24 protein-coding genes, 1 tRNA gene and 3 pseudogenes are annotated in these 20033 nt (G+C 61.5%); 10 read left to right on the top strand and 18 right to left on the bottom strand.

Annotation, left to right across the window (positions count from 1 at the left end; genetic code table 11):
- The first annotated feature begins 13 nt into the window (after positions 1-13).
- From QNJ43_RS06250 to QNJ43_RS06240, 3 genes and pseudogenes are all read left to right on the top strand, one after another.
- On the top strand, positions 14-523 hold the full coding sequence (locus tag QNJ43_RS06250) for a GNAT family N-acetyltransferase (RefSeq protein ID WP_300468565.1): 510 nt from the start codon (positions 14-16) through the stop codon (positions 521-523).
- On the top strand, positions 520-1134 hold the full coding sequence (locus tag QNJ43_RS06245) for a pyridoxamine 5'-phosphate oxidase family protein (protein WP_300468282.1): 615 nt from the start codon (positions 520-522) through the stop codon (positions 1132-1134). Before QNJ43_RS06250 ends, QNJ43_RS06245 begins: the two co-directional genes overlap by 4 nt.
- Before the next feature lie 67 nt (positions 1135-1201).
- A pseudogene (locus QNJ43_RS06240) lies at positions 1202-1622 on the top strand (Fur family transcriptional regulator).
- 158 nt (positions 1623-1780) lie between these two features.
- Here QNJ43_RS06240 and QNJ43_RS06235 read toward each other — a convergent pair.
- The 14 genes and pseudogenes from QNJ43_RS06235 to QNJ43_RS06175 form a co-directional block, all read right to left on the bottom strand.
- The gene (locus QNJ43_RS06235) at positions 1781-2872 is read right to left on the bottom strand and encodes an NAD(P)/FAD-dependent oxidoreductase (protein WP_346432884.1); all 1092 of its coding nucleotides are present in this window, start codon (positions 2870-2872) and stop codon (positions 1781-1783) included.
- Entirely contained in the window at positions 2869-3033 is a 165-nt protein-coding gene (locus tag QNJ43_RS26840; RefSeq protein ID WP_346432883.1) for a hypothetical protein, read from the bottom strand. Before QNJ43_RS26840 ends, QNJ43_RS06235 begins: the two co-directional genes overlap by 4 nt.
- A gap of 24 nt (positions 3034-3057) precedes the next feature.
- Positions 3058-3762, bottom strand: a complete 705-nt coding sequence (locus tag QNJ43_RS06230; protein ID WP_300468280.1) for a c-type cytochrome — start codon at positions 3760-3762, stop codon at positions 3058-3060.
- Positions 3763-3787: 25 nt separating this feature from the next.
- Positions 3788-4462 carry a cytochrome c gene (locus tag QNJ43_RS06225; protein ID WP_300468279.1) on the bottom strand — a complete coding sequence of 225 codons (675 nt, stop codon included), beginning with the start codon at positions 4460-4462 and terminating at the stop codon, positions 3788-3790.
- Positions 4446-5723 carry a sulfite dehydrogenase gene (gene soxC / locus QNJ43_RS06220; RefSeq protein ID WP_300468277.1) on the bottom strand — a complete coding sequence of 426 codons (1278 nt, stop codon included), beginning with the start codon at positions 5721-5723 and terminating at the stop codon, positions 4446-4448. The genes QNJ43_RS06225 and soxC overlap by 17 nt, the downstream gene beginning before the upstream one ends.
- Before the next feature lie 35 nt (positions 5724-5758).
- Positions 5759-7454 (bottom strand): annotated as a pseudogene (gene soxB, locus QNJ43_RS06215) (thiosulfohydrolase SoxB).
- Between the two features lie 202 nt (positions 7455-7656).
- Positions 7657-7839 (bottom strand): hypothetical protein, encoded by a 183-nt coding sequence (locus tag QNJ43_RS06210; RefSeq protein WP_300468275.1) that lies wholly within the window; start codon positions 7837-7839, stop codon positions 7657-7659.
- A 57-nt stretch (positions 7840-7896) separates the two neighbouring features.
- Positions 7897-8019 carry a hypothetical protein gene (locus QNJ43_RS06205; protein ID WP_300468273.1) on the bottom strand — a complete coding sequence of 41 codons (123 nt, stop codon included), beginning with the start codon at positions 8017-8019 and terminating at the stop codon, positions 7897-7899.
- Entirely contained in the window at positions 8016-8264 is a 249-nt protein-coding gene (locus tag QNJ43_RS06200; RefSeq protein WP_300468271.1) for a hypothetical protein, read from the bottom strand. Before QNJ43_RS06200 ends, QNJ43_RS06205 begins: the two co-directional genes overlap by 4 nt.
- A gap of 97 nt (positions 8265-8361) precedes the next feature.
- Entirely contained in the window at positions 8362-8688 is a 327-nt protein-coding gene (gene soxZ / locus QNJ43_RS06195) for a thiosulfate oxidation carrier complex protein SoxZ (protein WP_300468270.1), read from the bottom strand.
- A 27-nt stretch (positions 8689-8715) separates the two neighbouring features.
- Entirely contained in the window at positions 8716-9165 is a 450-nt protein-coding gene (gene soxY, locus QNJ43_RS06190) for a thiosulfate oxidation carrier protein SoxY (RefSeq protein ID WP_300468269.1), read from the bottom strand.
- A gap of 14 nt (positions 9166-9179) precedes the next feature.
- Positions 9180-9692 (bottom strand): sulfur oxidation c-type cytochrome SoxX, encoded by a 513-nt coding sequence (gene soxX / locus QNJ43_RS06185; protein WP_346432882.1) that lies wholly within the window; start codon positions 9690-9692, stop codon positions 9180-9182.
- A gap of 161 nt (positions 9693-9853) precedes the next feature.
- Positions 9854-10453, bottom strand: a complete 600-nt coding sequence (locus QNJ43_RS06180) for a thioredoxin family protein (RefSeq protein ID WP_300468268.1) — start codon at positions 10451-10453, stop codon at positions 9854-9856.
- Between the two features lie 32 nt (positions 10454-10485).
- On the bottom strand, positions 10486-11223 hold the full coding sequence (locus tag QNJ43_RS06175) for a cytochrome c biogenesis protein CcdA (RefSeq protein ID WP_300468267.1): 738 nt from the start codon (positions 11221-11223) through the stop codon (positions 10486-10488).
- Between the two features lie 594 nt (positions 11224-11817).
- On the opposite strand from QNJ43_RS06175, the gene QNJ43_RS26835 reads away from it, so the two are divergent.
- The 4 genes and pseudogenes from QNJ43_RS26835 to QNJ43_RS06150 all read left to right on the top strand — a co-directional run bounded on the left by QNJ43_RS26835 (position 11818) and on the right by QNJ43_RS06150 (position 13351).
- The gene (locus QNJ43_RS26835; protein ID WP_346432881.1) at positions 11818-12384 is read left to right on the top strand and encodes a metalloregulator ArsR/SmtB family transcription factor; all 567 of its coding nucleotides are present in this window, start codon (positions 11818-11820) and stop codon (positions 12382-12384) included.
- Positions 12275-12529: a hypothetical protein gene (locus QNJ43_RS06160; protein WP_300468266.1), complete on the top strand. Its 255-nt coding sequence runs from the start codon at positions 12275-12277 to the stop codon at positions 12527-12529. The genes QNJ43_RS26835 and QNJ43_RS06160 overlap by 110 nt, the downstream gene beginning before the upstream one ends.
- Positions 12481-13074 (top strand): annotated as a pseudogene (locus QNJ43_RS06155) (YeeE/YedE thiosulfate transporter family protein); the annotation flags it as partial. The gene QNJ43_RS06160 and the pseudogene QNJ43_RS06155, both read left to right, overlap by 49 nt.
- A 28-nt stretch (positions 13075-13102) precedes the next feature.
- Positions 13103-13351: a YeeE/YedE thiosulfate transporter family protein gene (locus QNJ43_RS06150; protein ID WP_300468265.1), complete on the top strand. Its 249-nt coding sequence runs from the start codon at positions 13103-13105 to the stop codon at positions 13349-13351.
- A 17-nt stretch (positions 13352-13368) separates the two neighbouring features.
- Here the strand turns inward: QNJ43_RS06150 and QNJ43_RS06145 are convergent, their stop codons facing one another.
- Positions 13369-14217 carry an MBL fold metallo-hydrolase gene (locus tag QNJ43_RS06145; RefSeq protein WP_300468264.1) on the bottom strand — a complete coding sequence of 283 codons (849 nt, stop codon included), beginning with the start codon at positions 14215-14217 and terminating at the stop codon, positions 13369-13371.
- A gap of 223 nt (positions 14218-14440) precedes the next feature.
- Here QNJ43_RS06145 and QNJ43_RS06140 point away from each other — a divergent pair, with 223 nt between their 5' ends.
- Genes QNJ43_RS06140 through QNJ43_RS06130 form a run of 3 tightly spaced genes read left to right on the top strand, consistent with a single transcriptional unit; the run spans position 14441 to position 15451 of the window.
- Positions 14441-14803, top strand: coding sequence for a hypothetical protein (locus QNJ43_RS06140; protein WP_300468263.1), 363 nt, complete (start codon positions 14441-14443; stop codon positions 14801-14803).
- A complete protein-coding gene (locus QNJ43_RS06135; protein ID WP_300468262.1) occupies positions 14743-14982 on the top strand; it encodes a YeeE/YedE thiosulfate transporter family protein in 240 nt (79 codons plus the stop codon). Before QNJ43_RS06140 ends, QNJ43_RS06135 begins: the two co-directional genes overlap by 61 nt.
- 31 nt (positions 14983-15013) lie before the next feature.
- Positions 15014-15451, top strand: coding sequence for a YeeE/YedE thiosulfate transporter family protein (locus QNJ43_RS06130; protein ID WP_300468261.1), 438 nt, complete (start codon positions 15014-15016; stop codon positions 15449-15451).
- Between the two features lie 134 nt (positions 15452-15585).
- On the opposite strand, the gene QNJ43_RS06125 is transcribed toward QNJ43_RS06130, so the two are convergent.
- From QNJ43_RS06125 to QNJ43_RS06115, 3 genes are all read right to left on the bottom strand, one after another.
- Positions 15586-15661, bottom strand: a tRNA-Thr gene (locus QNJ43_RS06125).
- 161 nt (positions 15662-15822) lie between these two features.
- Complete coding sequence (locus QNJ43_RS06120) at positions 15823-17835, bottom strand: heme biosynthesis HemY N-terminal domain-containing protein (RefSeq protein ID WP_300468260.1); 2013 nt, start codon at positions 17833-17835, stop codon at positions 15823-15825.
- A 16-nt stretch (positions 17836-17851) separates the two neighbouring features.
- On the bottom strand, positions 17852-19393 hold the full coding sequence (locus tag QNJ43_RS06115; RefSeq protein ID WP_300468259.1) for a hypothetical protein: 1542 nt from the start codon (positions 19391-19393) through the stop codon (positions 17852-17854).
- Positions 19394-20033: the final 640 nt, after the last annotated feature.

The raw sequence follows: 20033 nt of genomic DNA, 5'->3' as shown, positions 1-20033 counted from the left end.
AAAGGACCGGCCGATAAGCGATAGTGAAAAACCGATCGTCTCGCTTGCCGGCCCTGACGACGCAGACACCGTCGTGGCATTGTTTGCCGCGATGGACCTTCATTATCAGGGCCGCACGTTCGCCCGGCAGGACTGGAGCGAGACGGCCCTGCGGCAATTGCTGGAGCCGGAAAGTGGTCTCCGCTACGCGGTCGCCCGGATCGGTGACGCACCGGTCGGCATCGCGTGTTTCGCACTCTTCCGACATGACCTCTTTCATCCCCGATCACTTTTTCTGAAAGATCTTTTCGTTCGTGATGAAGCGCGCGGCCACGGAACCGGGGAAGCGCTTGTCAGGTTCCTTGCCGGGCTCGCCGTCAAACACGGCGTCGATCGGATCGACCTCACCGTCGATGCCCCGAACGAAGGTGCCGCGCGGTTCTATGCCCGGCTCAGCGGCGCGCCCGTCACTGACAAGATCGCCTACAGGTTCGACAACAGATCACTGACAGCCTTGGCAGGCTCGCAAGGGGAGGAAAGATGACCGCACACACGATCACCACGCTTCAGGAGCTCGAAGCGCTCTATGGTCAGCCCGCCAAGCGGTCGCTGATCAAGGAACTCGACCACATCTCCGACCACTACCGAGCCTTCATCGATGCCGCCCCCTTCGTGGTCATCGCCAGTGTGGGCGAGGAAGGCCTCGACTGTTCGCCGCGCGGCGATCCAGCAGGGTTCGTGCGTGTTGTCGATCCCAAAACCGTGCTGATCCCGGATCGGCGCGGCAACAACCGCATCGACACCTTGCGCAACATCGTACGCGACCCGCACGTCTCGCTGCTGTTCCTCATTCCCGGCGTCGGCGAAACCTTGCGGATCAACGGGCAGGCTGAAATCTCCGCCGATCCCGAACTTTGCGCGTCCTTTGCTGTGAACGGCAAGGAACCTGCGACCGTCCTGAAAATCACGGCCGAGCGGGCCTATTTCCAGTGCCAGAAGGCGCTGGTGCGATCCAGGCTATGGGCGCAGGAAACGCAGATCGAGCGCTCCGCCCTGCCCTCCACGGGAACGATCATCAAGGCGCTTGATGAGGAATTCGACGCGAAATCCTATGACGACGGCTATACGGAGCACCTCGCCCGAACGATCTATTGATCGCCTTTCGGATCGGCGACAGCGCTCTTCTCTTGCAGATGCTTCTCAACTGGCTATTTTCGCATCTATGGCGAACGTACCGAAAAACAACGACTACGAGCTCGTGTTGCGGGAGGCAGGTGTCCGCATCACGCGGCCACGGCGCGTCATTCTCGAGATTCTGGCCGAGCGCGACGATCACCCGAACGCAATGGCGATCTTTCGCCGTGCGGTGAAAGTGGATGCGAGCATCTCTCTCCACCGTCTACCGCACTATGAAGCTTCTTGAAGACAAGGGCGCCATTCACCGCCACACGTTCGAGGGCGGTCCGTCCCGTTTCGAACACGCGGACGCTTCTCACCACGATCATCTGATCGATATCGAAACTGGCGACGTCATCGAATTCACCTCTGATCGAATCGAAGAACTGCAGGAAGAGATTGCCCGCCGTCTCGGCTACGAGATCGTCCATCACCGGCTGGAACTTTACGGCCGCAAGCGACGGTAACCTGAAGTGCCACCCTGCCGTTCCGCCGAACTCTCTCCGCCGTCATCCCCCGGCTTTGTCCGGGGGATCCAGCAGGTCCGGTACACGTCGCTACCGGATGGATTGCCCGGACTTCGCCGGGCAATGACGTTGCATAGATGGAGCCAATAGGCAGTTCATCACGCCCCGAAAATATCGGTCGTGATCCCTTTATACCAACCGACCGATTCTTCGTAATTCGTCCGACGCAGATCCGCGGGCTCATGCGTCTGGCTGATGAAGCTCGACGTGGACGCGATCTTCTCCGAGTTCGGCGCATATTGCGCGCCCACCTTCACGCAGTCATCGGTCTCGATCAGGCTCCAGCAGGTATTGGCGTACTTAGCGGGAAAGACCTTCGATTCGATCAGATCGCCACGCACGTTCATCGCCGCAACCTTGGCCTGACTGTTGGCGGCAAAGGCCGATTTCGGTATGTCTCCGGCAATCGCGGCGTCACCGATGACGAAGATGTTCTCATCCATCTTCGAGCGCATGGAGGCGGGATCGATCGGGCAGTACCCGCTGTCGTCCGTCAGCCCGACATCCTGCTCTATCCGCCCGGCACGTTGGGCCGGGATGACATTGACGAGTGAGCCCTTAAACGTATCGAGATCGGTCGCCACTTCGCCGGATTTCTGATCGACGCTTTTGATCCCGCCATGCACGTCCGAGCCGTACCATTCGATCATGCCGGGATAATACTTCTCCCAACCTTCCGAGAAGAGCGCCTGCTTGGAGAATTTCGGCTTCGGATCAAGGATGATGATGCGGGAGGACGTGAAGCCCTTGGCCTTGAGCACATGGGCGAACATCGAGGCGCGTTCATAGGGACCGGGCGGGCAACGATAGGGATTGGGCGGCGTCACGATGATGATCTGCTGGCCGTCCTCGATGGCATCGAGCTTCGCCTTCAACAGCTGTGTCTGCGGCCCCGCCTTCCAGGAATGCGGCATGATCTCAGCCGCTTCTTCCGAATAACCGGGAACGGAATCGTAGATGAGATCGATGCCCGGCGCGATGATCAGCCGGTCGTAGGAAAGGGTGCTGCCGTCGGCTAGCCGCACGGTTTTACCCTCGCGATCGACGACGGAGGCAAAGGCGTTGACGACCGAGATGCCATAGTTGGCGGCAAGCGTGTCGTAGCCGTGGGTGATGGAGTCGAAGCTGCGGTAGCCGCCGAGATAGAGATTGGAAAAGAAGCAGGTCGTATAGCGTTGGATTGGCCTCAATGAGGGTGACGTCCAGCGCCTCGCCCGCATCCTTGGCGATGTAGAACCCCGCCGGGATCGACGCCCAGCACGACGACCTTGGGCGGCGTCTGCGCACGCAGATAAGCGGGAGCGACAAGGCTGGCGAGCAGACCGAATTGCCTTCGGGTGACAGCAACCATCGTCATTCCTCCCTTTCAACACGTCTATTGCGGGTCGAACCCTCTGAAATAAGCGGCCAGCGCAGCAATCTCCTCATTGCCGAGATTGACCGCCATCAGTTTCATTACCTGATGTTGCCGCACATTGGTCTTGTATTCAAAAAGCGCGCGGATAAAGGCCCCGCGCAGCCAGCCGACAATGGAGGGAATGCCGTCCGTGCGCCCGGAGCGCTGATGACAGGTCACGGACTCTCCGGCGAGATATTCGCCATAGTCCGGATCGCCGTCGATCCCCATGGCAGCAGCGCCGATTTCCGCGCGCGGCGCAGGCGCAAGCGTGGGGTCGACCGCCGTTGCGCTGGCAATATAGGCAATGAGATCCGCCCGCTTCGCCGCGTCCGTCAGCCCCCGATAGGACATGCGCGTTCCCGGCACCATGGCCTGCGGTCGGGCAAGATAGGCATCCAGCGTCTCCGCGTTCCAGACGAGCCCGTCTTCCCCATACCGGTGCATCGCGCCGGAATACTTGAACGCATCGAGCGAGCCCGCGCAGCGACCGAAAAACGCGTCAAGATGCGGCCCGATCCCGTGCCGCGCGCCCTCGCCCACCTGATGACAGCCCTCGCAGGTCTGAAAGATAATCTGGCCGCGTTCCGAATCGGGAGCTGCATCCGGCGCGGCGGCAAGGGTCGTCACGGCCAGTGCGACCACGACGAAGACAGAACCGGGCAGTCCCTTGCGCCGTACCATTGGCCCTACCCTGTCGCTTTGGTACTCAATCCACCGTGCCCGCACCGTCATCCTCCACGCTGCTCGGCGTCACATCGAGAATACGCGCGCACATGGTGATCTTTGCAGGCTCCGCCTTGCAATCCGTCATGCACGGTTGATGTTTTTCGGTGTTGAAGGGCTCGTCGTAACGACTGTCGGAGATAAAATTCGCCTCGTTCGGCAGATAGATGTCGGTGAAGTTCTCCTTGGAGAGTTCGAAATCCTCGTCCGTGACGATGTCGTTCAGATAGAGGATATAGGTCGTGAGCGCATAGACCTCGTCACCCGTCATCGACCGCGCATTGCCGAACGGCATGGCCCGGCGAACGTAGTCATAGACGGTGGAGAGATACGGCCAGTAGGAACCCACCGTCTTTTCCGGGCGCTCGTGCGTCAGCGTACCCTGTCCACCGGCGAGCACCGGCCAGCGGCCGATACCTTCGCCGAAATCGCCGTGACAGAATGCGCAGTTATCGGTGAAGAGCACTTCGCCCTCCGCCACGGTGCCATGTCCTTCCGGCAGGCCCGTACCGTCCGGACGGACATCGATATCCCAGGCGGAAACCTCTTCCTGCGTTGCGGGCCGACCGAGGCCTAGCTTGCCGCCATCGGCCGCAAATGCGGGAAGAGCGACACCGGCAGAGAGGAGAACGATCAGGGCTTTAGGAAACTTCGACATTTTCAACCGTCCCGTCCTCTTTCACATGCCAGGTCTGGACAGAATTGTTGTGGTAGATGGAATTTTCGCCGCGCTCGGCCCTCAGTTCATTCTTCGTCGGCTGATAGAAACCGTGCTCGTCGAGCGCACGTGACTGCAACAGAAGCGGGGAGCCGTCCCACTCGATATCGAGATAGAAGCGATGCAACGCCTTGAAGAAGCTCGGCCCGTCGATGCGGGCGGTCTTCCAGTTGCGCCCGCCGTCGATCGAGACATAGACCCGCTTGATCTGTCCGTTACCCGACCAGACAAGCCCGGATATGACCAGCGGCCCCTTGCCGTGCGTGATCGGCATCTGCGGCGAGGGATTGGTAATGATCGATTTCGGATCCATCACCCAGGTGAAGCGCCGCGCCTTTCCGCTGGCCAGCAGATCGGTGTATTTCGAGGTTTCTTCGCGCTGCTGCCAGGGCTCATCGCCGACTTCCAGTTGCCGCAGCCACTTGCCCCACATGTTGCCTTCCCAGTCGGGAACCCACAGGCGCAGCGGATAGCCCTGTTCGGGACGCAATGCCTCGCCGTTCATCTTGAAGGCAACAAGGCAATCGTCGAGTGCCTTTTCCATCGGGATCGAGTGCGTCATCGCGGCCGCATCCGCGCCTTCGGCAAGCAGCCACTTGCCGTTGGCCTTCACACCCGCTTCTTCGAGAAGAAGCTTCAACGGCACGCCCGTATACATCACACAATGGACCATGCCGTGCGTGTACTGGCAGCCGTTGAACTGGGATCCGCGCCATTCCATGCCGGAATTGGCCGCGCATTCCAGGAAGTAGACGCGGTTTTCACGCGGAAAACGCATCAGATTCTGCATGGTGAAAACGAGCGGGGTATCTACCAGACCGTTGATCATCAGCCGGTGATCGGCAGGCGCGATATCCGCCACGCCGCCGTGGTGACGCTCAAAGCACAGGCCGTTCGGCGTGATGATGCCATCAAGCTCATGCAGCGGCGTGAAATTGACCGAGCTTTCGGTCGATGCCGTCAGCCACTCCACATCGCAGCGCACCACATGGGGCTCGTGCTCCGACGGCACGCCATAGGGCGCGGCCTGAACGCCTGCGCCGAGATAACGGTTCCAGTCCTGGACCTCGGTGATCAGCGGATCGTTTTCGGCAGCCGCCGCGGCCCCGCCGAATGCGGCAGCCCCGCCCGCGGCAAGTCCAGCCTTCAGGAAGTCGCGCCGGTTCATGCCGCCCGCAGGCTTTTCTGTCGTGTCGCTCATCCTCGTCCCTCGAACGTGTCTTGTCTCGTCTCGCATCAGCCCGCCACCTTCACCGATTGGTTGTCAGGCAGGCTCACGGTGCCGGTGCGGGTGAGGTAGCTCTCCACCACATCCCAGATGGCCGGACCTTCCGTGCCCTCGTTGACCGAGGCCCAGCCAGCAACAGTGTAGTCGCGCGCCGGATAGATCGGCTCGCCCGTGGCAAGCACCGTCATGTCGGAAATCCGCGATCCCATCTCTGCCTTGGGATCGATCGCGTAGCCCATGCCCCCGACCCGAACCATGTCGCCGCCCTGCTGGTAGTAGGGATCGACGTTGAAGAGGTTGTCGGCAACATCCTCCAGCACGTCCTTGAACGTCGCCCCGCTCATGGTGGAGCGATAGGCGGCCGGATAGGTCATGGCCCAGGCATTGTGCAGGTCTTCGACCGTGATCGCCGTGCCCGGCAACACGCTCGTCCCCCACCGGAAGCCCGGCGAGAGCGCAATCTCCGCATTGCGTTCCTGAAGAAGCGCCTCGCAGATGAGATCATCGAACGTGCCGTTGAAATTCCCGCGCCGGAACAGAAGCTCGTCCGTGGTCGCCAGTTCGCGCGCAAGCTCAGCCTCGTAAGGCGCGCGCACCTTGTCGATCAGCGCCGCCATATCGGCGTCCGGCGTGATCACGTCGGAAAAGACGGGGATCAGGCGGTAGCCCCAGTCGGTCACCTTCCCGTCGCGCACGTCGAGATCGATCCGCGAGACAAACTTGCCATTCGACCCGGATGCAACCACCAGTGTCTTGCCGACCATCACCGGCTCCGGCAACGCGTCGTGGGTGTGACCCGTCAGGATCACGTCGATACCCAGAACCCGGGAGGCAAGCTTGCGGTCCACATCGAAACCGTTATGCGACAGGAGCACGACCACATCGGCCCCCGCCTCGCGCGCCTCTTCCACGTGCGCGGCGATGTCTTCCTCGCGAATGCCGAATGACCAGCCGGGGATCATCCAGCGCAGATTGGCGATCAGCGTATAGGGGAGGCCTGACCGATAACCGCGACCTTAAAACCGCCGCGCTCCAGCATCACCGTGTGCTCGAAGGCGGATTCATCCCACTCGTTGTCGTAGATATTGGAGCCGAGGAAGGGGAACGGCAGTTCGTCGATCACTTCCTGAACGCGGTCCGTGCCGTAGGTGAATTCCGAATGGCCGGTCATGGCGTCGGGCGCCAGCGAATTCATAACCTCGGTCATGTCCGCGCCCTGGGTCTGCTGCGCCGTATAGGCCCCCCCTGCCAGGTATCGCCGCCGTCGAGCAGCACCACATTGTCGTCGCCGCGCTCGGAACGGATATGCTTGATGACGGTCGCCACCCGATCCATGCCGCCCATGCGACCGTAGGCCTTGGCAAGCGAAACGAAATCCTCCGACGTCAACGCATAGGCATCCGGCGCCCCCGGCTTGATGTCGTAGAGCTTTAGGAAATCCGCGCCCGTCACGTGCGGCAGCTTCCCCGCCACATCGCCGACGCCAAGATTGATCGACGGCTCGCGGAAATAGGTCGGCTTCAACTGGGCATGGATGTCGGTCACATGAGCCAGGGTCAGATTGCCGACCGGCGCCATGTCGAGAAGGGCCACTTCGCTGAAGCCTTGTTGCGCCATGACCCGGCTCCAGCGCCCGGCCATGCCAGAGCCCAGCACCGCACTGGTCGCCACCGCTTCCATCAGGAATTCGCGTCTGGAGAACATTCCGCTCTTTCGCTCCTCAAAGCGCACGCCTCCCCCATTGACGCACGGACCCCGTGCGCCGGACAAGCCGCCGCTTCTGTTCAAAGATGTGTTGATCTGGGTCGACGGTCATGCCGCCGCCCCGAGTTTTGCTACTGCCGCACGGCAGGGGTTTCGACCGAAAGCCCGGTGCCGCGCTAGGCGACATAGACTTCCAGCGCCATCAGGATGTCCGAGAACGCCTTGGGCTTGACCCCCGCGTGTCACGGATGCAATCGCGGAAGCGGTTGTGCAACGAGACCATGTTGGCCTGCTTCAGACGATAGGTCGGGAAACTGTTCGTGTTGCCTTGGCTGAGGTGATCCGCCCGGATGTACTTGCCGTTGTAGTTCTCGTGGCAGATCACGCAGGAGAGATTCAGTTGACCGGTGCGGGTGTAGTAGGCTTCCTTGCCCTTCTCCCACTACGCCTTCATGTCACCGGCATTGAGATCGATCTGAACAGGCATGCCGAGAGACTGATGATTGATGTAGGTGACGAGTACCTTCTGGTCCGACGCATCGAACTTGTAAGACTCCGCCTTCATTTTGACTTCGCGACACGCGTTGATCTGGAGTTCCAGATCTCCTCGCCACGCTCCACATAGAGCATGCCGGGGTTCTCGAACGTATCGGCTTCCAGCGTCCGCGTTTCCTTGGTGCGGTAGAGCCAACTCGACCGTGCTTCCTCCAGCAGATGCCCCTCTGGCGTCTTGACGCGGGTCACCATCTGGATGTCGCTGTCGATAACGAGATCGTCGTCGACCGGCTCGGCAAAGCCGCCCGCGCTCAAGCCGACAAACGCCAGTGCCGCCCCCCATAATGATTGTTTTCCTCAACTGCCTTCCTCCTATAGGCTGTTTCCTCCGCCGACGACGCGCGATGCGTTACTATCCAACCGTGATCTTCTCGTCTTCCGAATAGACGCTTCCGTCGTCGTCCACCCAGGTGAAAGCGAAGGTTCCGCTCTTCTCCACACGGGCGGTGAATTCCAGATACGGATTGGCGGATATCGCCGGCTCCATGTCGCAGGAAAACACGGCCTGATCATTGAACGCGCACTTGAAGGAATTGATGATCTTGCGCGGAATGATGTTGCCGGACTTGTTCTTGCGTTGACCGGACTCCATCGGGTGACTGATCAGCGTCTTGATCGTGATCACCTTGCCCTTGTCGGCCTTCTTCGGCAATTTGACGCGGGTTTTTACTTTGGCCATGACGGCTTCCTCCTCGAATATCGGTCGTTAGCCGCCGCAGCCACCGATGGTGACCTTCACTTCCTTGGTGTCGATGAAGACCGACCGGTCGCTCATCTTTGCAAGCGCGATGACGTTCTGGGTCTTGGCCAGACGGATGCGCGTGGACGCCATCGCCTCGCCGCTCATCGCGGTGAAGTGGAAGGTAACGGTTTCCGGATTGGGATTGCCTTCCGCCAGGATGGTGACGGAGGCGACATGATCCTCGGCCGACATCGGGCTTTCGACCGACACGGAGATGGGAACGGTGTTGCCGTTTTCCGCGATCTCCGGTGCATTGAGCGTGATGCGTCCGGTGGCGGGTTCCGCACCGCCGGTAAAGGCCATGATCGCTTTGTACGTGTCCTCTGCCGTGGCCCAGGCCATGCGGGCGCCGGTCACCGCAAAGGCGAGCGCGCCCCCGGCTATGGCCAGTGCTTCGCGACGATTGAGCGTCATCGCGTTTTTGTTGATTATTCTTGATTGAGGGTCGTCAGATAGGCGACGACGTCTTCGACTTCCTGGGCCGACAGGATCGTCTTGCCCGCGAATTTCTCGTCGACATTGATGCCGACCTTGAGCGTGTAGAAGCCGGGCATGATGGCCTCGTCACCGAAGACCTGCTTGGAGTCCACGACGATTGCGCGAAGCTGGGCGGCTGACCAGCGCGCCCCGACTCCGTCGAGCGAGAGCCCGACCTCACCGTGGAAAAGCTCGTTCTTGGGATTGCTGTTGACGTGGCAGGCCAGGCAATTGCCGAGCTTGTGCGACGCGAAGATTCGCGGCCGCGTTTCGCGTCCCCTGCGGTATCGGTCAACGGCTGACCGAGTTCCGTATCCTCGATCTTGACTATGTTCGGTGCGATCGTTCCCGCCAGGGCGCCCGCGCCTCCCGACAGGACGGCCCCCCTGACAGAACAGCACCGGCGGCAAGAGCCGCGACTGCCTTGTTGATATGCGCGCGCATGATGTGCCGCTTCCTTCCATTTCCAACCATTTGTCCCGGCTTGCAGGCTCCCCACACTACGCCGTTTATGCCGTTGCGGCACGACAACGTGGAGTTTAGACATATCAAAGAGATATAATTTTTTGCATGCTTTACGCAAGCCGAGATTCTTGGTGTCTATTAATCGATTGAATTTTAGCGCTTATTCGCCCTTCAACCGGCCCGCATCGCGCAGTTCCCGGATGATTCGGGCGTGGTATTTCTGGAAATGCTCATCGCCCTCGTATCCCTTCTCCTGCACCCAGCGGAACATGTTCAGGAAGGTCCACTTGCCGAAGGCGTCGGGCATGGTGGCGACCGCCGCCTTCCGCACGCTCATTCCTTCGGGAACCTCTTCGGGCATGAAGACGAGCGTCGGCGTGAAGACGTAGCCCCATTTGCGCGCGGCCGTCTTTTCGGTGAGGACGTCGCCGTCGAGGTCGGTCACCTCCTCATCGCCGGACATGTTGTGCTGAACGAGCTTGAAATGCGCCTTGATGAAGTCGGTGACTTCCGGGTCCGTCAACAATTCCTCGTGCATCCGCTTGCAATAGATGCAGCCGCGTTGCTCGAAGACGAGAGCCAGACGCTTGCCCTCCTCGCGCGCGGCCTCGATGTCCTCCGCCACATCCCGGAAAGTGAGGGAGAACCAGTCCTCCTTGTGGAGCCCGTCATCGCCGAGCGATGTGGCATTGCCGGTCGAAATGAACGCCGTTGCGACAAGTGCGACGCCAAGGGCTGCCGCCCGTATCCACGTAACCATGATTTCCTCCTCCCATTTTCCCGTCCGCTCCCTCACCCAACCTGAGTGAAGACGGGAAAAGTCTCCAGAAGCCATTGGGCGATGGCCGACATCTGCCCCGTCATGAAGAGAATTCCGGTCAGTACGAGCAGCCCTCCCATGGCCTTCTCAACCGTCGCCATGTGCTTGCGCAGGCGCCCCGCCACGCTCAGGAAGCGCCCGGCAAAGGCCGCCGCCAGAATGAACGGCAGACCGATCCCAGCCGCATAGACGGCAAACAGCGCCGCCCCCTTGGCAAGCGCGGTCGCCGTTGATCCGGCGATGAACAGGATCGCCGCCAGAACCGGCCCCACGCAAGGCGTCCAGCTGAAAGCAAAGGCGAGCCCCATCACATAGGCACCCACCAGTCCGGCAGGCTTTGCGGCTACATTCACCCGGGCTTCGCGATAAAGCAGGCTGATCCGGAAGACGCCCAGGAAATGCAAGCCCATGACCGCGATGATAATGTCGGCCAAGATCGCCATCGTGTCGAAGTAGCGAGCCACTGTCTGACCGATGATGCTGGCCGTCGCCCCGAGGGCGACGAACACGGTGGCAAAGCCCGCCACGAAGAACACCGCCGCCAGAACGATCTGCCGCCCCGTTCCCGGTGTGGGATCCTCACCGGACAGCTGTTCGAAACTGATGCCGGCCAGATAGCACAGATATGGCGGCACGATCGGCAGGACGCAAGGCGAGACGAATGACAGCAGCCCCGCGACGAAAGCCGCGCTGAAAGACACATCGAGCATTGGTCGCTTCCCCCCTTCAGCCGCTGTTTTTGTCGAGATCGTGACTCGCGACCATTTGTCCGCGATCGTAATGAATAAAAATATTCATATGTTAATATATTTAGCAATCACGGAATCGCAAGGAGCTGCAAATGCGGTATCGGATGGCCGCACAGGCTATGGCGTTGATGGTTCTGGCCAATCTTGTCTGTTCGGCCGGGGCCGCCGAACTGGTGATACTGGAACAATCCGGTTGTGCGTGGTGTGCACGCTTCAACGCCGAGATCGCTCCGGCCTATGCCACGCACCGTGGAAGGACGAATAGCGCCGTTGCGTCGCGTGGATATAAATGACCCTTGGCCCCAGGATCTTGCGGCTATTGCCCGCGACCGACTCACGCCCACTTTCATTCTTGTGGAGGACGGGCGGGGACTGGCCCGGATGCGCGGGTATCCGGGGGATCAGTTTTTCTGGCCGCGACTGGGAGAGATGCTGCAGAAGCTGGAAAACGAAACGCCGGAAGGAAAACGATAGGGCATTGAAAACCGCTGCCGCTTTGCCCGCCACGACATTGCTCGCCCCTTCCTTGAACGCCTCAGTCGGAAATTGACGAGAATGATAGACCTCCCCGATCTGGCCATTCTGGCCGACCCGAAAGAACGAGATCGTCTCCTGGAGCAGGCGCGCAAGGCCAGCGACCTTCTCAAGACGCTGTCGCACGAAACGCGGTTGCTGATCCTGTACATCCTGTCGAAGGGGGAAAAGTCGGTTTCCGAACTGGAAGAGATCTTGACCATGCCGCAGGCCGCCGTCTCTCAAAAGCTTGCCCGGCTTCGGATGAAAAGCCTCGTCAATCCGCGCCGGGAAGATCGGATCATCTATTATTCGCTCGTCGATGACGAAGTGCGCGGCATCGTCGAGAACCTCTATTCCATTGTTCTGCACACCGGTCCGTCCGCGCCCGGCCTGAGGCCGCGCCCCCGAATTTCCTTGAACCAGATATTCCCTAACGTCATTGTGACTTCTCGGAACAGGAAGCCCTGCCGCAGAGCGGGCCCGGGAGGAAACGACCATGGACGGATGGGATCAGCTGATCCTGCTGCTGCTCCTCGGATTGGGAGCGGGCGGCCTTATCGGCTATACGGCCCGCATCAATCAATTTTGCACTCTCTCAGTCCTTGAACGGCACTGGTACGCAAACGGTTCCAGCGGCTTGCGAACCTGGATACTGACAGCAGCGGTTGCGTTGATCGCCTCCCAGACGGCGGACGCGCTGGGATGGGCCGATCTCTCGCAAAGCTTCTACCTCAGTCCAACTTCGCGCTGACCGGCGCCGTCCTGGGTGGAGTGGTGTTCGGGTTCGGCATGGCGCTCGTGGGAACCTGCGGCTTCGGCGCCCTGGTCCGCATCGGCGGCGGCAGTCTGCGCTCAGCGGTCGTGTTCGGCATTGCCGCATTGACGGCGCAACGCGGTCTGCTGACCCCGCTGCGGGTCCAGATCGTCGACGATCTGGCCTTCGATTTCTCCGCCGCGGGAGATCAGTCGCTCGCAAACCTTCTTTCCCACGCCACCGGAACCGAACTGGGGATCGTTGTCGCGCCGGCCGTCGCCATCGGACTGCTGGCATCGATCTTTGCAGCCCCGCGCTATCGATGGGACCTGTCGAATATCGTCACCGGGATCCTCATCGGGCTCGGCGTCGCCTTCGGCTGGGTCGCGACCACCTGGGCCTCCGCGCACGCTTTCGCACCGATCCAGATCGAGGCAACCTCCTTCGTCGTGCCCGTGGGTGACACGCTCCTGAAGCTGGTCACCTACACCGAAACGCTGCCCGATTACGGCGTCGGTCTCGTCGTCGGCACGCTGTTGGGCGCCACCGTCGCCGCATGGCGCAAGAAGGATGCGCGCTGGGAAGCCCCGCGAGCTAAGCCGTCACTTTCTGGGTGCAGCCCTGATGGGCGTCGGCGGCGTCTTCGCGATGGGCTGTACGATCGGACAGGGCATCTCGGTCGCCTTCACGCTGGCAATCTTGGCCCCCATCGTCTTCATTTCCATCGCCGTTGGCGCACGGTTCGATCTTGCCTGGCTGATCGAAGGCTCGGTCCGTTCGCTCATCCCCGGCCTCGGTCATCGTCATCCGGCAGAATAGAGGACCGCGAGATATTCTCAGGCCGGGGCGAACCGGTACGCCGCGCCCGAACGCTCAACCGTACCGATGCCCGGATAGGGCAGATGAAAACCTACGATCGCCGCCTTGTCCGCTGCGAGCCGGTCGATCAGGGCGGAACGTGTGGCCGCTCCTTGTGCGCGGTCCTGATCCGACCCGATTTCCCAATCCGGCTTTTCAAAGGAAATCACCGGATGGTTGATCGCATCCCCGGTCACCAGAACAGGGTCCGGCCCCCCGTGCAGCATGAAGGAGACGTGGGCCGGCGTATGTCCATGCGTATCGACCGCTTCGACGCCGGGTACGGGCTCGTCGCCGGGATTGAAGAAAGTGACCAGGTCCTCGATCGCATCAAACCGGTTGCGGGCACCGACAACGAAAGATTTCCGTTCCTCCGGCATGCGATCCAGCGTATCGTTGGCACGCCAGAAATCCCATTCGGCCTGCGAGATCCAAGGGTGGGCATCCGCATAAAGCGGATCGCCGAAATCATCGAGCACACCCCAGATGCGATCGGGATGGGCATGGGTGAAGACGATGTTGGTGATCTCGGACGGATCGACGCCGGCAGCCTCGAAACTGTCGGCCAATCGGCCCACCGTCGGCTGAAAATTGGGTCCCGATCCCGCATCGAAGAGAACGAGGCGGTCGCCCTTCCGCAGCAAGGTCAGGTTGCATGCGGGCTCGGCAGCATCGAGCGGTAAGCTGTGCAGGCCGAGCAGATTCTTGATTTCGTCCTTTGAACGATTGGGAAGAATGACCCCATTGGCAGGACGAGATTGCAGTCGGAAACGACCTGAAGAGAGGCAGCGACCAATTGCAGCGTGGAGGCCTGCGCCGCGCGCCACGGCACGCCGCTTGCCGCAAGAGCGATCAACGCCCCTGCTCCTGCAAGCACTGTGCGTCGGCTGGGCCTAGGGATTTCCCGGGTCATGATGTCTCCTCCCATTAAATATAGTATTTTTTTGAATTTATATGGCTGACACTTGACCGGCGTCAATGCGAGAGACGTCGCGTGAACTTTCCTTACGTAAGATATTTCCGTTTTCGGCACGGCAACGGACGAGACCCATGGATCTGACATTTCTTCTGGATCGCTTTCCCGAGCCCGCAATCCTTGCGTGCGGCGGACTCTTTATCGGGCTGCTGTTCGGGACCTTCGCCCAGCAAAGCCGGTTCTGCCTGCGCGCGGCGGTAATCGAATTCGTGGATGCGGCCCCCGGCGCAAAGCTCGCGATCTGGCTTCTCACGTTCTCCATCGCCGTGCTAGGCACGCAGTTGCTGGTGCTGGCCGATCAGGCGCAATTGTCGGAAGCCCGCCAGATCGCCTCCCGGCAAAGGCGGCACTGGGCGGAGCAATGTTCGGCGCAGACATGGTGCTCGCGCGCGGCTGCGCCAGTCGTCTGCTGGTCCTCTCGGCCACGGGGAACCTGAGGGCACTGCTCTCCGGCCTCGTTTTCGCCGTCGTCGCCCAAGCCAGCCTGCGCGGCATCCTGCGTCCCACGCGCGAGTGGCTGGCGGCAGGCTTCACCACCAACCAGATCGGCGGCAACGACCTGCTCGCCTTCGCCGAGTCGACGACCGGCTGGGCGGTGGCCTTCGCGGTCTTGTAGCTTGTCGCAAGCCTTTGTCGTTGCCTTTCGCATGCGCGTACGCGCCTGGCAGGCGGTTGCCGCGGCTCTGACCGGTCTCGCCATCCCTTTCGCCTGGTGGTTCACCGCAAGCATGTCGGGACAGGCATTCGACCCCATGCAGGTGGAGGCCGTCACCTTCACCGGCCCTTCCGCCGATACGTTGATGCTGGTTCTGTCGCCACCCGGCGACGTCCTGGATTTCAATGTGGGCCTGGTGCCGGGCGTATTCCTCGGCTCGGCTCTCGCCACACTCATCGCGCGGAAATGGAAGATCGTCGGATTTCACGACGGATATTCGATGCGCCGCTATCTGCTGGGCGCTGCGCTGATGGGATTCGGCGGCATGCTTGCCGGGGGCTGTGCGGTCGGTGCAGGGATAACCGGAGCTTCCGTCTTCGCACTCACCGCCTGGGTCGCGCTCAGAGCGATCTGGCTTGCCGCAGGATGACGCACTATCTCGTTGATGGGCGCGGGAAACCACGTCTCTCGCCCCACGTTGCAGCGCAGTAGGCGACAAACAGCAACACGGCTTCGCGTCCCTGAGGACCGAATTACCAGAACCGAATTTTTGAAGAGTGGAAGTGGTGCCGCTTGTCAGACTCGAACTGACGACCCCATCATTACGAATGATGTGCTCTACCAACTGAGCTAAAGCGGCTTTGGGCCGAAGCCGGAAAGTGAGCGCTTGATATACGCTTCGCCGGGGTGATGCAAGGGGCGATACACCGCTTGCATGTGTCTTTCCCGAAAGACGTACCGTCGGATACGACGACGCGCCCCGTTTCGGGCGCATCGTCACACCGACGGCAACTGAAAAGCCTAGAAGAACTTCCGGCTGCGTCGCGAAATATCGTCCTCCGCTTCCACGCCCGGATCATCCGGCAGCCGCGGAATTTCCACCTCACCGACCGTCTCCAGCGCGCCCGCATCCGTGCGCTGCATATGCTCCGCTTCCAGCTCGATTTCGGGCGTCTCCTCGCCGTGGGCGAACGGCGCCTTGGCAATCGTTTCCAGCTTCAGCGTCACCGCTTCATCCGATGCCGCTTTTTCGCCCTGAGACACAGGCGCCGTCTTGCCAGACGCAAGGCGTTGAGCAATCCGAGCCTTGACCTTGTCGGCCGGGATCTTGGGTTCCTGTGCAGACTTCGGTTCCTGCGCCGCAGCCGGTTGTGCCGGAGCGAAGGTTTCCGAGGCCGTCTTTGCCGAAGCAGGAGATGCCGATTTCGCTTCCGCTTCCTGCTTTTTCACGTCCGGCTCCGCCGCAGCCGATTCCGGCTTGGGCGCCGACTTCGGTGCAGTGGCCGCAAGAAGCTCTTCCAGCTTCGGTGTATCCGTCTTGGCGTCACTTGCAGCCTTCTTCTCTGCAGCAGGAGCAGGAGCCGCAGGTTCAGCGGGCTTTGCAGGCGCGGTGACGGGCGAGACAGACGCAACCTTCGACGTCGCAGACACTTCCGGCTTCATAGTCTCAACCGGGGTAGCGCTGGCGGATTTATCTTCCGGGGCCGGCCATTCGGCGGGCAACTCAAGGAGATCACCGTCCGGCTCTGTCTCCGGCGCTCCCAGATGTTCCACCGGAACCTTCCACTCGAAAGCATCAAGCTTGCCGGTGATCGGAGAAACCGGCGCCCATGCATCGACGACGATCCCGTCGGCGGTCCATGCTGGATCGCGCGGAGCACGAACCGCGCGAGACAACCATTCCCGCACGCGGCCGCGATCGCCGTGTTCGCTCTCTTCCAGATCCGCCATCAGCAGAAAGACGCGCTGGGTCGGCTGAGTACGCAGCAAGGGGCGCAGATAATCGCGCGCCTGCGCCCAGTCGCGCGCCTGGATGGCCGCCCGCGCAATCGCCAAGCCACCTTCCACGTGGTGACCGCGCATGTCGTTGAGCGCCTTGACGCGCTTCAGTCGATCGCGCGCGCTGTCGCCGGGCCGCACATGGGCATAAGCCTCCGCGATATCGGAATGGGGGAATTTCTTCCAGGTCGCCTCAAGCACCTTGGATGCCTTGCGCACATCGCCGCGGCGCGTCAGAAGCCGTCCGGCGATCACCGCCGCAGGCACGAGATCGATCGCCAAACCGTGCGCTTCCATGGCGAGCTGATGGGCGCGATCGGGCTCGTGATTCTCCAGCTCCATCGCCCGTGCGGTCAACAGAACCGCCTTCTGCCGCCGGAAGGTCGGCTTGTCGATGAGCTTGGCGTGTGCATTGCGCTCCAGCGTCACGATCGCCTTTTCCCAGTCGTGGGCGGCAGCCTGATAGGCAAGAACCGCCTTGTCGGCCCAGGCAAGGACCGGAGACAGCTTGTGCGCCTCTTCGGCATAATGGCGGGCCGCAAGCGGCTCCTTTTGCCGTTCCGCTTCCACGAACAGACCGTGCAGACCCAGAAGCCGCGTCGCCTCGTCCTCAAGCATGGCCTCGAAATAGGCGCGCGCTTCCTCACGCTTTCCCGCCATCTGCGCCGACTGGGCTAGCAGCAGCTTGGCAGCAGGTTCGTTTTTGAGAAGCTTCTGCGCCTCGTTGCCGTATTTACCAGCCGAGCGAGCATCGCCCGCCCCCAGCGCGATCAAACCGTGCGACAGGGCACCGAACCCGCGATCGCGGCGGCGACGCTTGAAAAAGCGCGATACAGATCCCGGCGTATGCAGGATCGACCAGACGATGCCGATGACCACCATGAGCACGCCAAGGGCGATCAGCAGCGTCATCAGCCCCATTTCAATGCGATAGCCTTGCCAGTCGATCATGACGAGGCCCGGCCGGTCGGCCAGCCAGGCAAAACCCATCGCGATCACGAAGACGGCGGAAAAAAAGGAAAGAACGCGAACCATTTAAGGCGTCTCCGGGTCAGCTGTCTTTGGCAAGCGCCTTGATAACCTCGGCGGTCATTTTGTCGACCAGGGCATCGGCGGCAAGACGCGCGCGGGCCGAGGCCGCCCAATCCTTGCCAGCGTTCTGTGTCCCATCGGGCAAGGTATCGTAGATCTTCAGCACCTGAGCGAGATTGCCTGCACGGACGTTCTCTTCCATGCGTCCGAGCGCTCCCATGGGACCCGAACCGGCACCGTCACCGGTCGCTCGCACCTGCACGAGAGACCGCATGTTGTTCAGGAACTTATCGGCGACCGAGTTACCCGTATCCACCCGCTCCAGCGTCAACGCCATATGTGCGGCCACGGAGGGGAAGGAGGAAATCAGCTGGGTAACGGTTTCGATGCCCTTGCCAGCATTCGCCTCCAGCGCCGAGAAATCGGTTTCAGGCGGCAAGGCGGACCGAACGGCCGCAAGCTCGCTGGTGTAGGGGCGGCCTCCTGCATCGACCGCGCTTTTCAGAAGCGACACGGCAATGGCGCGCGAAGCGGTCTCGCGCGCACCGGGCCCGCCCATCCGCTCTTCCATCGCCGCGACCCGCTTGACGAGCCCGGCGATTTCCTCATGGATCGCCGCAATCTCCTTGCGTGCGGAATCGGCGGCATCTTCCAGCGTGCCCAGCCGCGCCTCCTGCGCCCCCAGATCCTTGCGCGTGACGTCCAGCGAATCGCTCAACGCATCCAGTCTGCCGGAGAATGCCTTGAGCGTGTTTCCGGCGACCGCATCGCCCTCGCTCGCAGCCTTCACCGCCGCACTGGCGGCTTCCGAAGCAGCCTTCGTGCGTCCCTCCAGGGCGGAGATCTTGGCATCCACGTTATCGAGCGCCTTGCGCACCACGGGGCTGGTATCTTCCTCAAGCTTGCCGACCTTGCCCCCTATCTCGTCGACCTCGCTCTTCAGCTTGTCGACGCTGTCGCCGAGGCTGACCAAGGCGGCCGACGATCCGGCTCCGCTGGAGGAAACGAAACGGCGCAGCTCATCGAGCCCGTCGAAAACCGATTTGACCTCTCCGCTGAGGCCGGCTTCCGCCCGCAGGCGATCTTCCAGATCTTGGAGACGCGCCGCCATGTCGTTGACGACGGAAGGCGCAACCGTCGGCGTTGCATCGGTTTCGGAAATCTTGCGCAAGCGCTCGTCAAGCGCGGCGAATCGCCCATCCGTCGAAGCCAGCCGTCTCTGAAGATCGGCGATTTCCTGATTGCCCGTGAACGTGACGTACCCGGCGCGCTCCGCGCCCCAGAGACCGCCAAAGGCAACGACCGCACCGATCCCGGCGGCGAGAATGACCCGACCGACACCGCCCCCGCCTGAACCGGAAGAACTTGCGCCCGAACCGAAACGCGCCCCACCGGCGGAGGAACGGCTCCCGACCGACGTGCCGGTTTCCTTCCCGCTCTCTTTCGAGGTTTCGGATGCGGACGCGATCGATTGGGATTTGCCTGCAGCTTCCTTCGAAGCAGCCTTGGGCTCGTCCTGCGCCTGCTTGCTTTGAACCTTTTCCGCGGTCAGATCGATCATCAGAGGCTTGCCAGTCTTGGCAACCCCAGAAGCACCGGCTCGACTCGCCTGGCCGGCACCGGCCTGGCCCGAACCCGTTTGATTCGAACCGCTGCGACCCGCCTCGAATTTACCGGCGCCCGACGTCTGGCCGGCGCCTGGCTGTGCAGAACTTTTCTGATCAGAACCGGGTTTTCCCGAAGAGGCCTGAGCGCTACCTGTTTTGGCACCGGCGGAGGCGCCGCTTTTTGCTTCGCCCTTCGCTCCCGATCCCTCAGGCTTGGCACGCGCACCGAATCCCGCGGCGGGCTTGGCGCTGCTCTTTTCGCCAGACTTGGCGTTTTCGCTCGACGTCTTGTCTTTCTCGGAGGCCATTCCGTTCCTCAAAATCCGCGCGTCTCTGGCGCGCCACGCTACCCGCTAAAGCGATTATACAAACTTGCCCCATCGGCGGCAGTGTTCTTTACGACCGATTCGCGACACCCTTCATGATTGTCAGCTATTCCTCAGAGCTCGGGTGCGGCCCGCCTTTCCGATCTCGGGGCTTGGGAGGAAAGCCCGCGAAAAATCGGAAATTCGAAATCCATTGTACCCCATTGTAGCTGTGACGAAACCGCGCCGTGAAAACCTATGGACGCAACCGTTGGTCGAACCGGCCCAA

Source organism: Breoghania sp. (genome assembly GCF_030066895.1).
GTDB lineage: Bacteria > Pseudomonadota > Alphaproteobacteria > Rhizobiales > Stappiaceae > Breoghania.
This window is presented reverse-complemented; position numbering and strand designations above follow the sequence as displayed.

Excerpts from the sequence above, each read along its gene's own strand:
- QNJ43_RS06245 (WP_300468282.1), top strand. The coding sequence starts at position 520 with ATGACCGCACACACGATCACCACGCTTCAGGAGCTCGAAGCGCTCTAT.
- QNJ43_RS26840 (WP_346432883.1), bottom strand. The coding sequence starts at position 3,033 with ATGGTTGCTGTCACCCGAAGGCAATTCGGTCTGCTCGCCAGCCTTGTC.
- QNJ43_RS06230 (WP_300468280.1), bottom strand. The coding sequence starts at position 3,762 with ATGGTACGGCGCAAGGGACTGCCCGGTTCTGTCTTCGTCGTGGTCGCA.
- QNJ43_RS06225 (WP_300468279.1), bottom strand. The coding sequence starts at position 4,462 with ATGTCGAAGTTTCCTAAAGCCCTGATCGTTCTCCTCTCTGCCGGTGTC.
- soxC (WP_300468277.1), bottom strand. The coding sequence starts at position 5,723 with ATGAGCGACACGACAGAAAAGCCTGCGGGCGGCATGAACCGGCGCGAC.
- QNJ43_RS06205 (WP_300468273.1), bottom strand. The coding sequence starts at position 8,019 with ATGAAGGCGGAGTCTTACAAGTTCGATGCGTCGGACCAGAAGGTACTC.
- soxZ (WP_300468270.1), bottom strand. The coding sequence starts at position 8,688 with ATGGCCAAAGTAAAAACCCGCGTCAAATTGCCGAAGAAGGCCGACAAG.
- soxY (WP_300468269.1), bottom strand. The coding sequence starts at position 9,165 with ATGACGCTCAATCGTCGCGAAGCACTGGCCATAGCCGGGGGCGCGCTC.
- soxX (WP_346432882.1), bottom strand. The coding sequence starts at position 9,692 with ATGGAAGGAAGCGGCACATCATGCGCGCGCATATCAACAAGGCAGTCG.
- QNJ43_RS06180 (WP_300468268.1), bottom strand. The coding sequence starts at position 10,453 with ATGGTTACGTGGATACGGGCGGCAGCCCTTGGCGTCGCACTTGTCGCA.
- QNJ43_RS06175 (WP_300468267.1), bottom strand. The coding sequence starts at position 11,223 with ATGCTCGATGTGTCTTTCAGCGCGGCTTTCGTCGCGGGGCTGCTGTCA.
- QNJ43_RS26835 (WP_346432881.1), top strand. The coding sequence starts at position 11,818 with ATGATAGACCTCCCCGATCTGGCCATTCTGGCCGACCCGAAAGAACGA.
- QNJ43_RS06160 (WP_300468266.1), top strand. The coding sequence starts at position 12,275 with ATGGACGGATGGGATCAGCTGATCCTGCTGCTGCTCCTCGGATTGGGA.
- QNJ43_RS06150 (WP_300468265.1), top strand. The coding sequence starts at position 13,103 with ATGCGCGCTGGGAAGCCCCGCGAGCTAAGCCGTCACTTTCTGGGTGCA.
- QNJ43_RS06140 (WP_300468263.1), top strand. The coding sequence starts at position 14,441 with ATGGATCTGACATTTCTTCTGGATCGCTTTCCCGAGCCCGCAATCCTT.
- QNJ43_RS06135 (WP_300468262.1), top strand. The coding sequence starts at position 14,743 with ATGGTGCTCGCGCGCGGCTGCGCCAGTCGTCTGCTGGTCCTCTCGGCC.
- QNJ43_RS06130 (WP_300468261.1), top strand. The coding sequence starts at position 15,014 with ATGCGCGTACGCGCCTGGCAGGCGGTTGCCGCGGCTCTGACCGGTCTC.
- QNJ43_RS06120 (WP_300468260.1), bottom strand. The coding sequence starts at position 17,835 with ATGGTTCGCGTTCTTTCCTTTTTTTCCGCCGTCTTCGTGATCGCGATG.
- QNJ43_RS06115 (WP_300468259.1), bottom strand. The coding sequence starts at position 19,393 with ATGATCGATCTGACCGCGGAAAAGGTTCAAAGCAAGCAGGCGCAGGAC.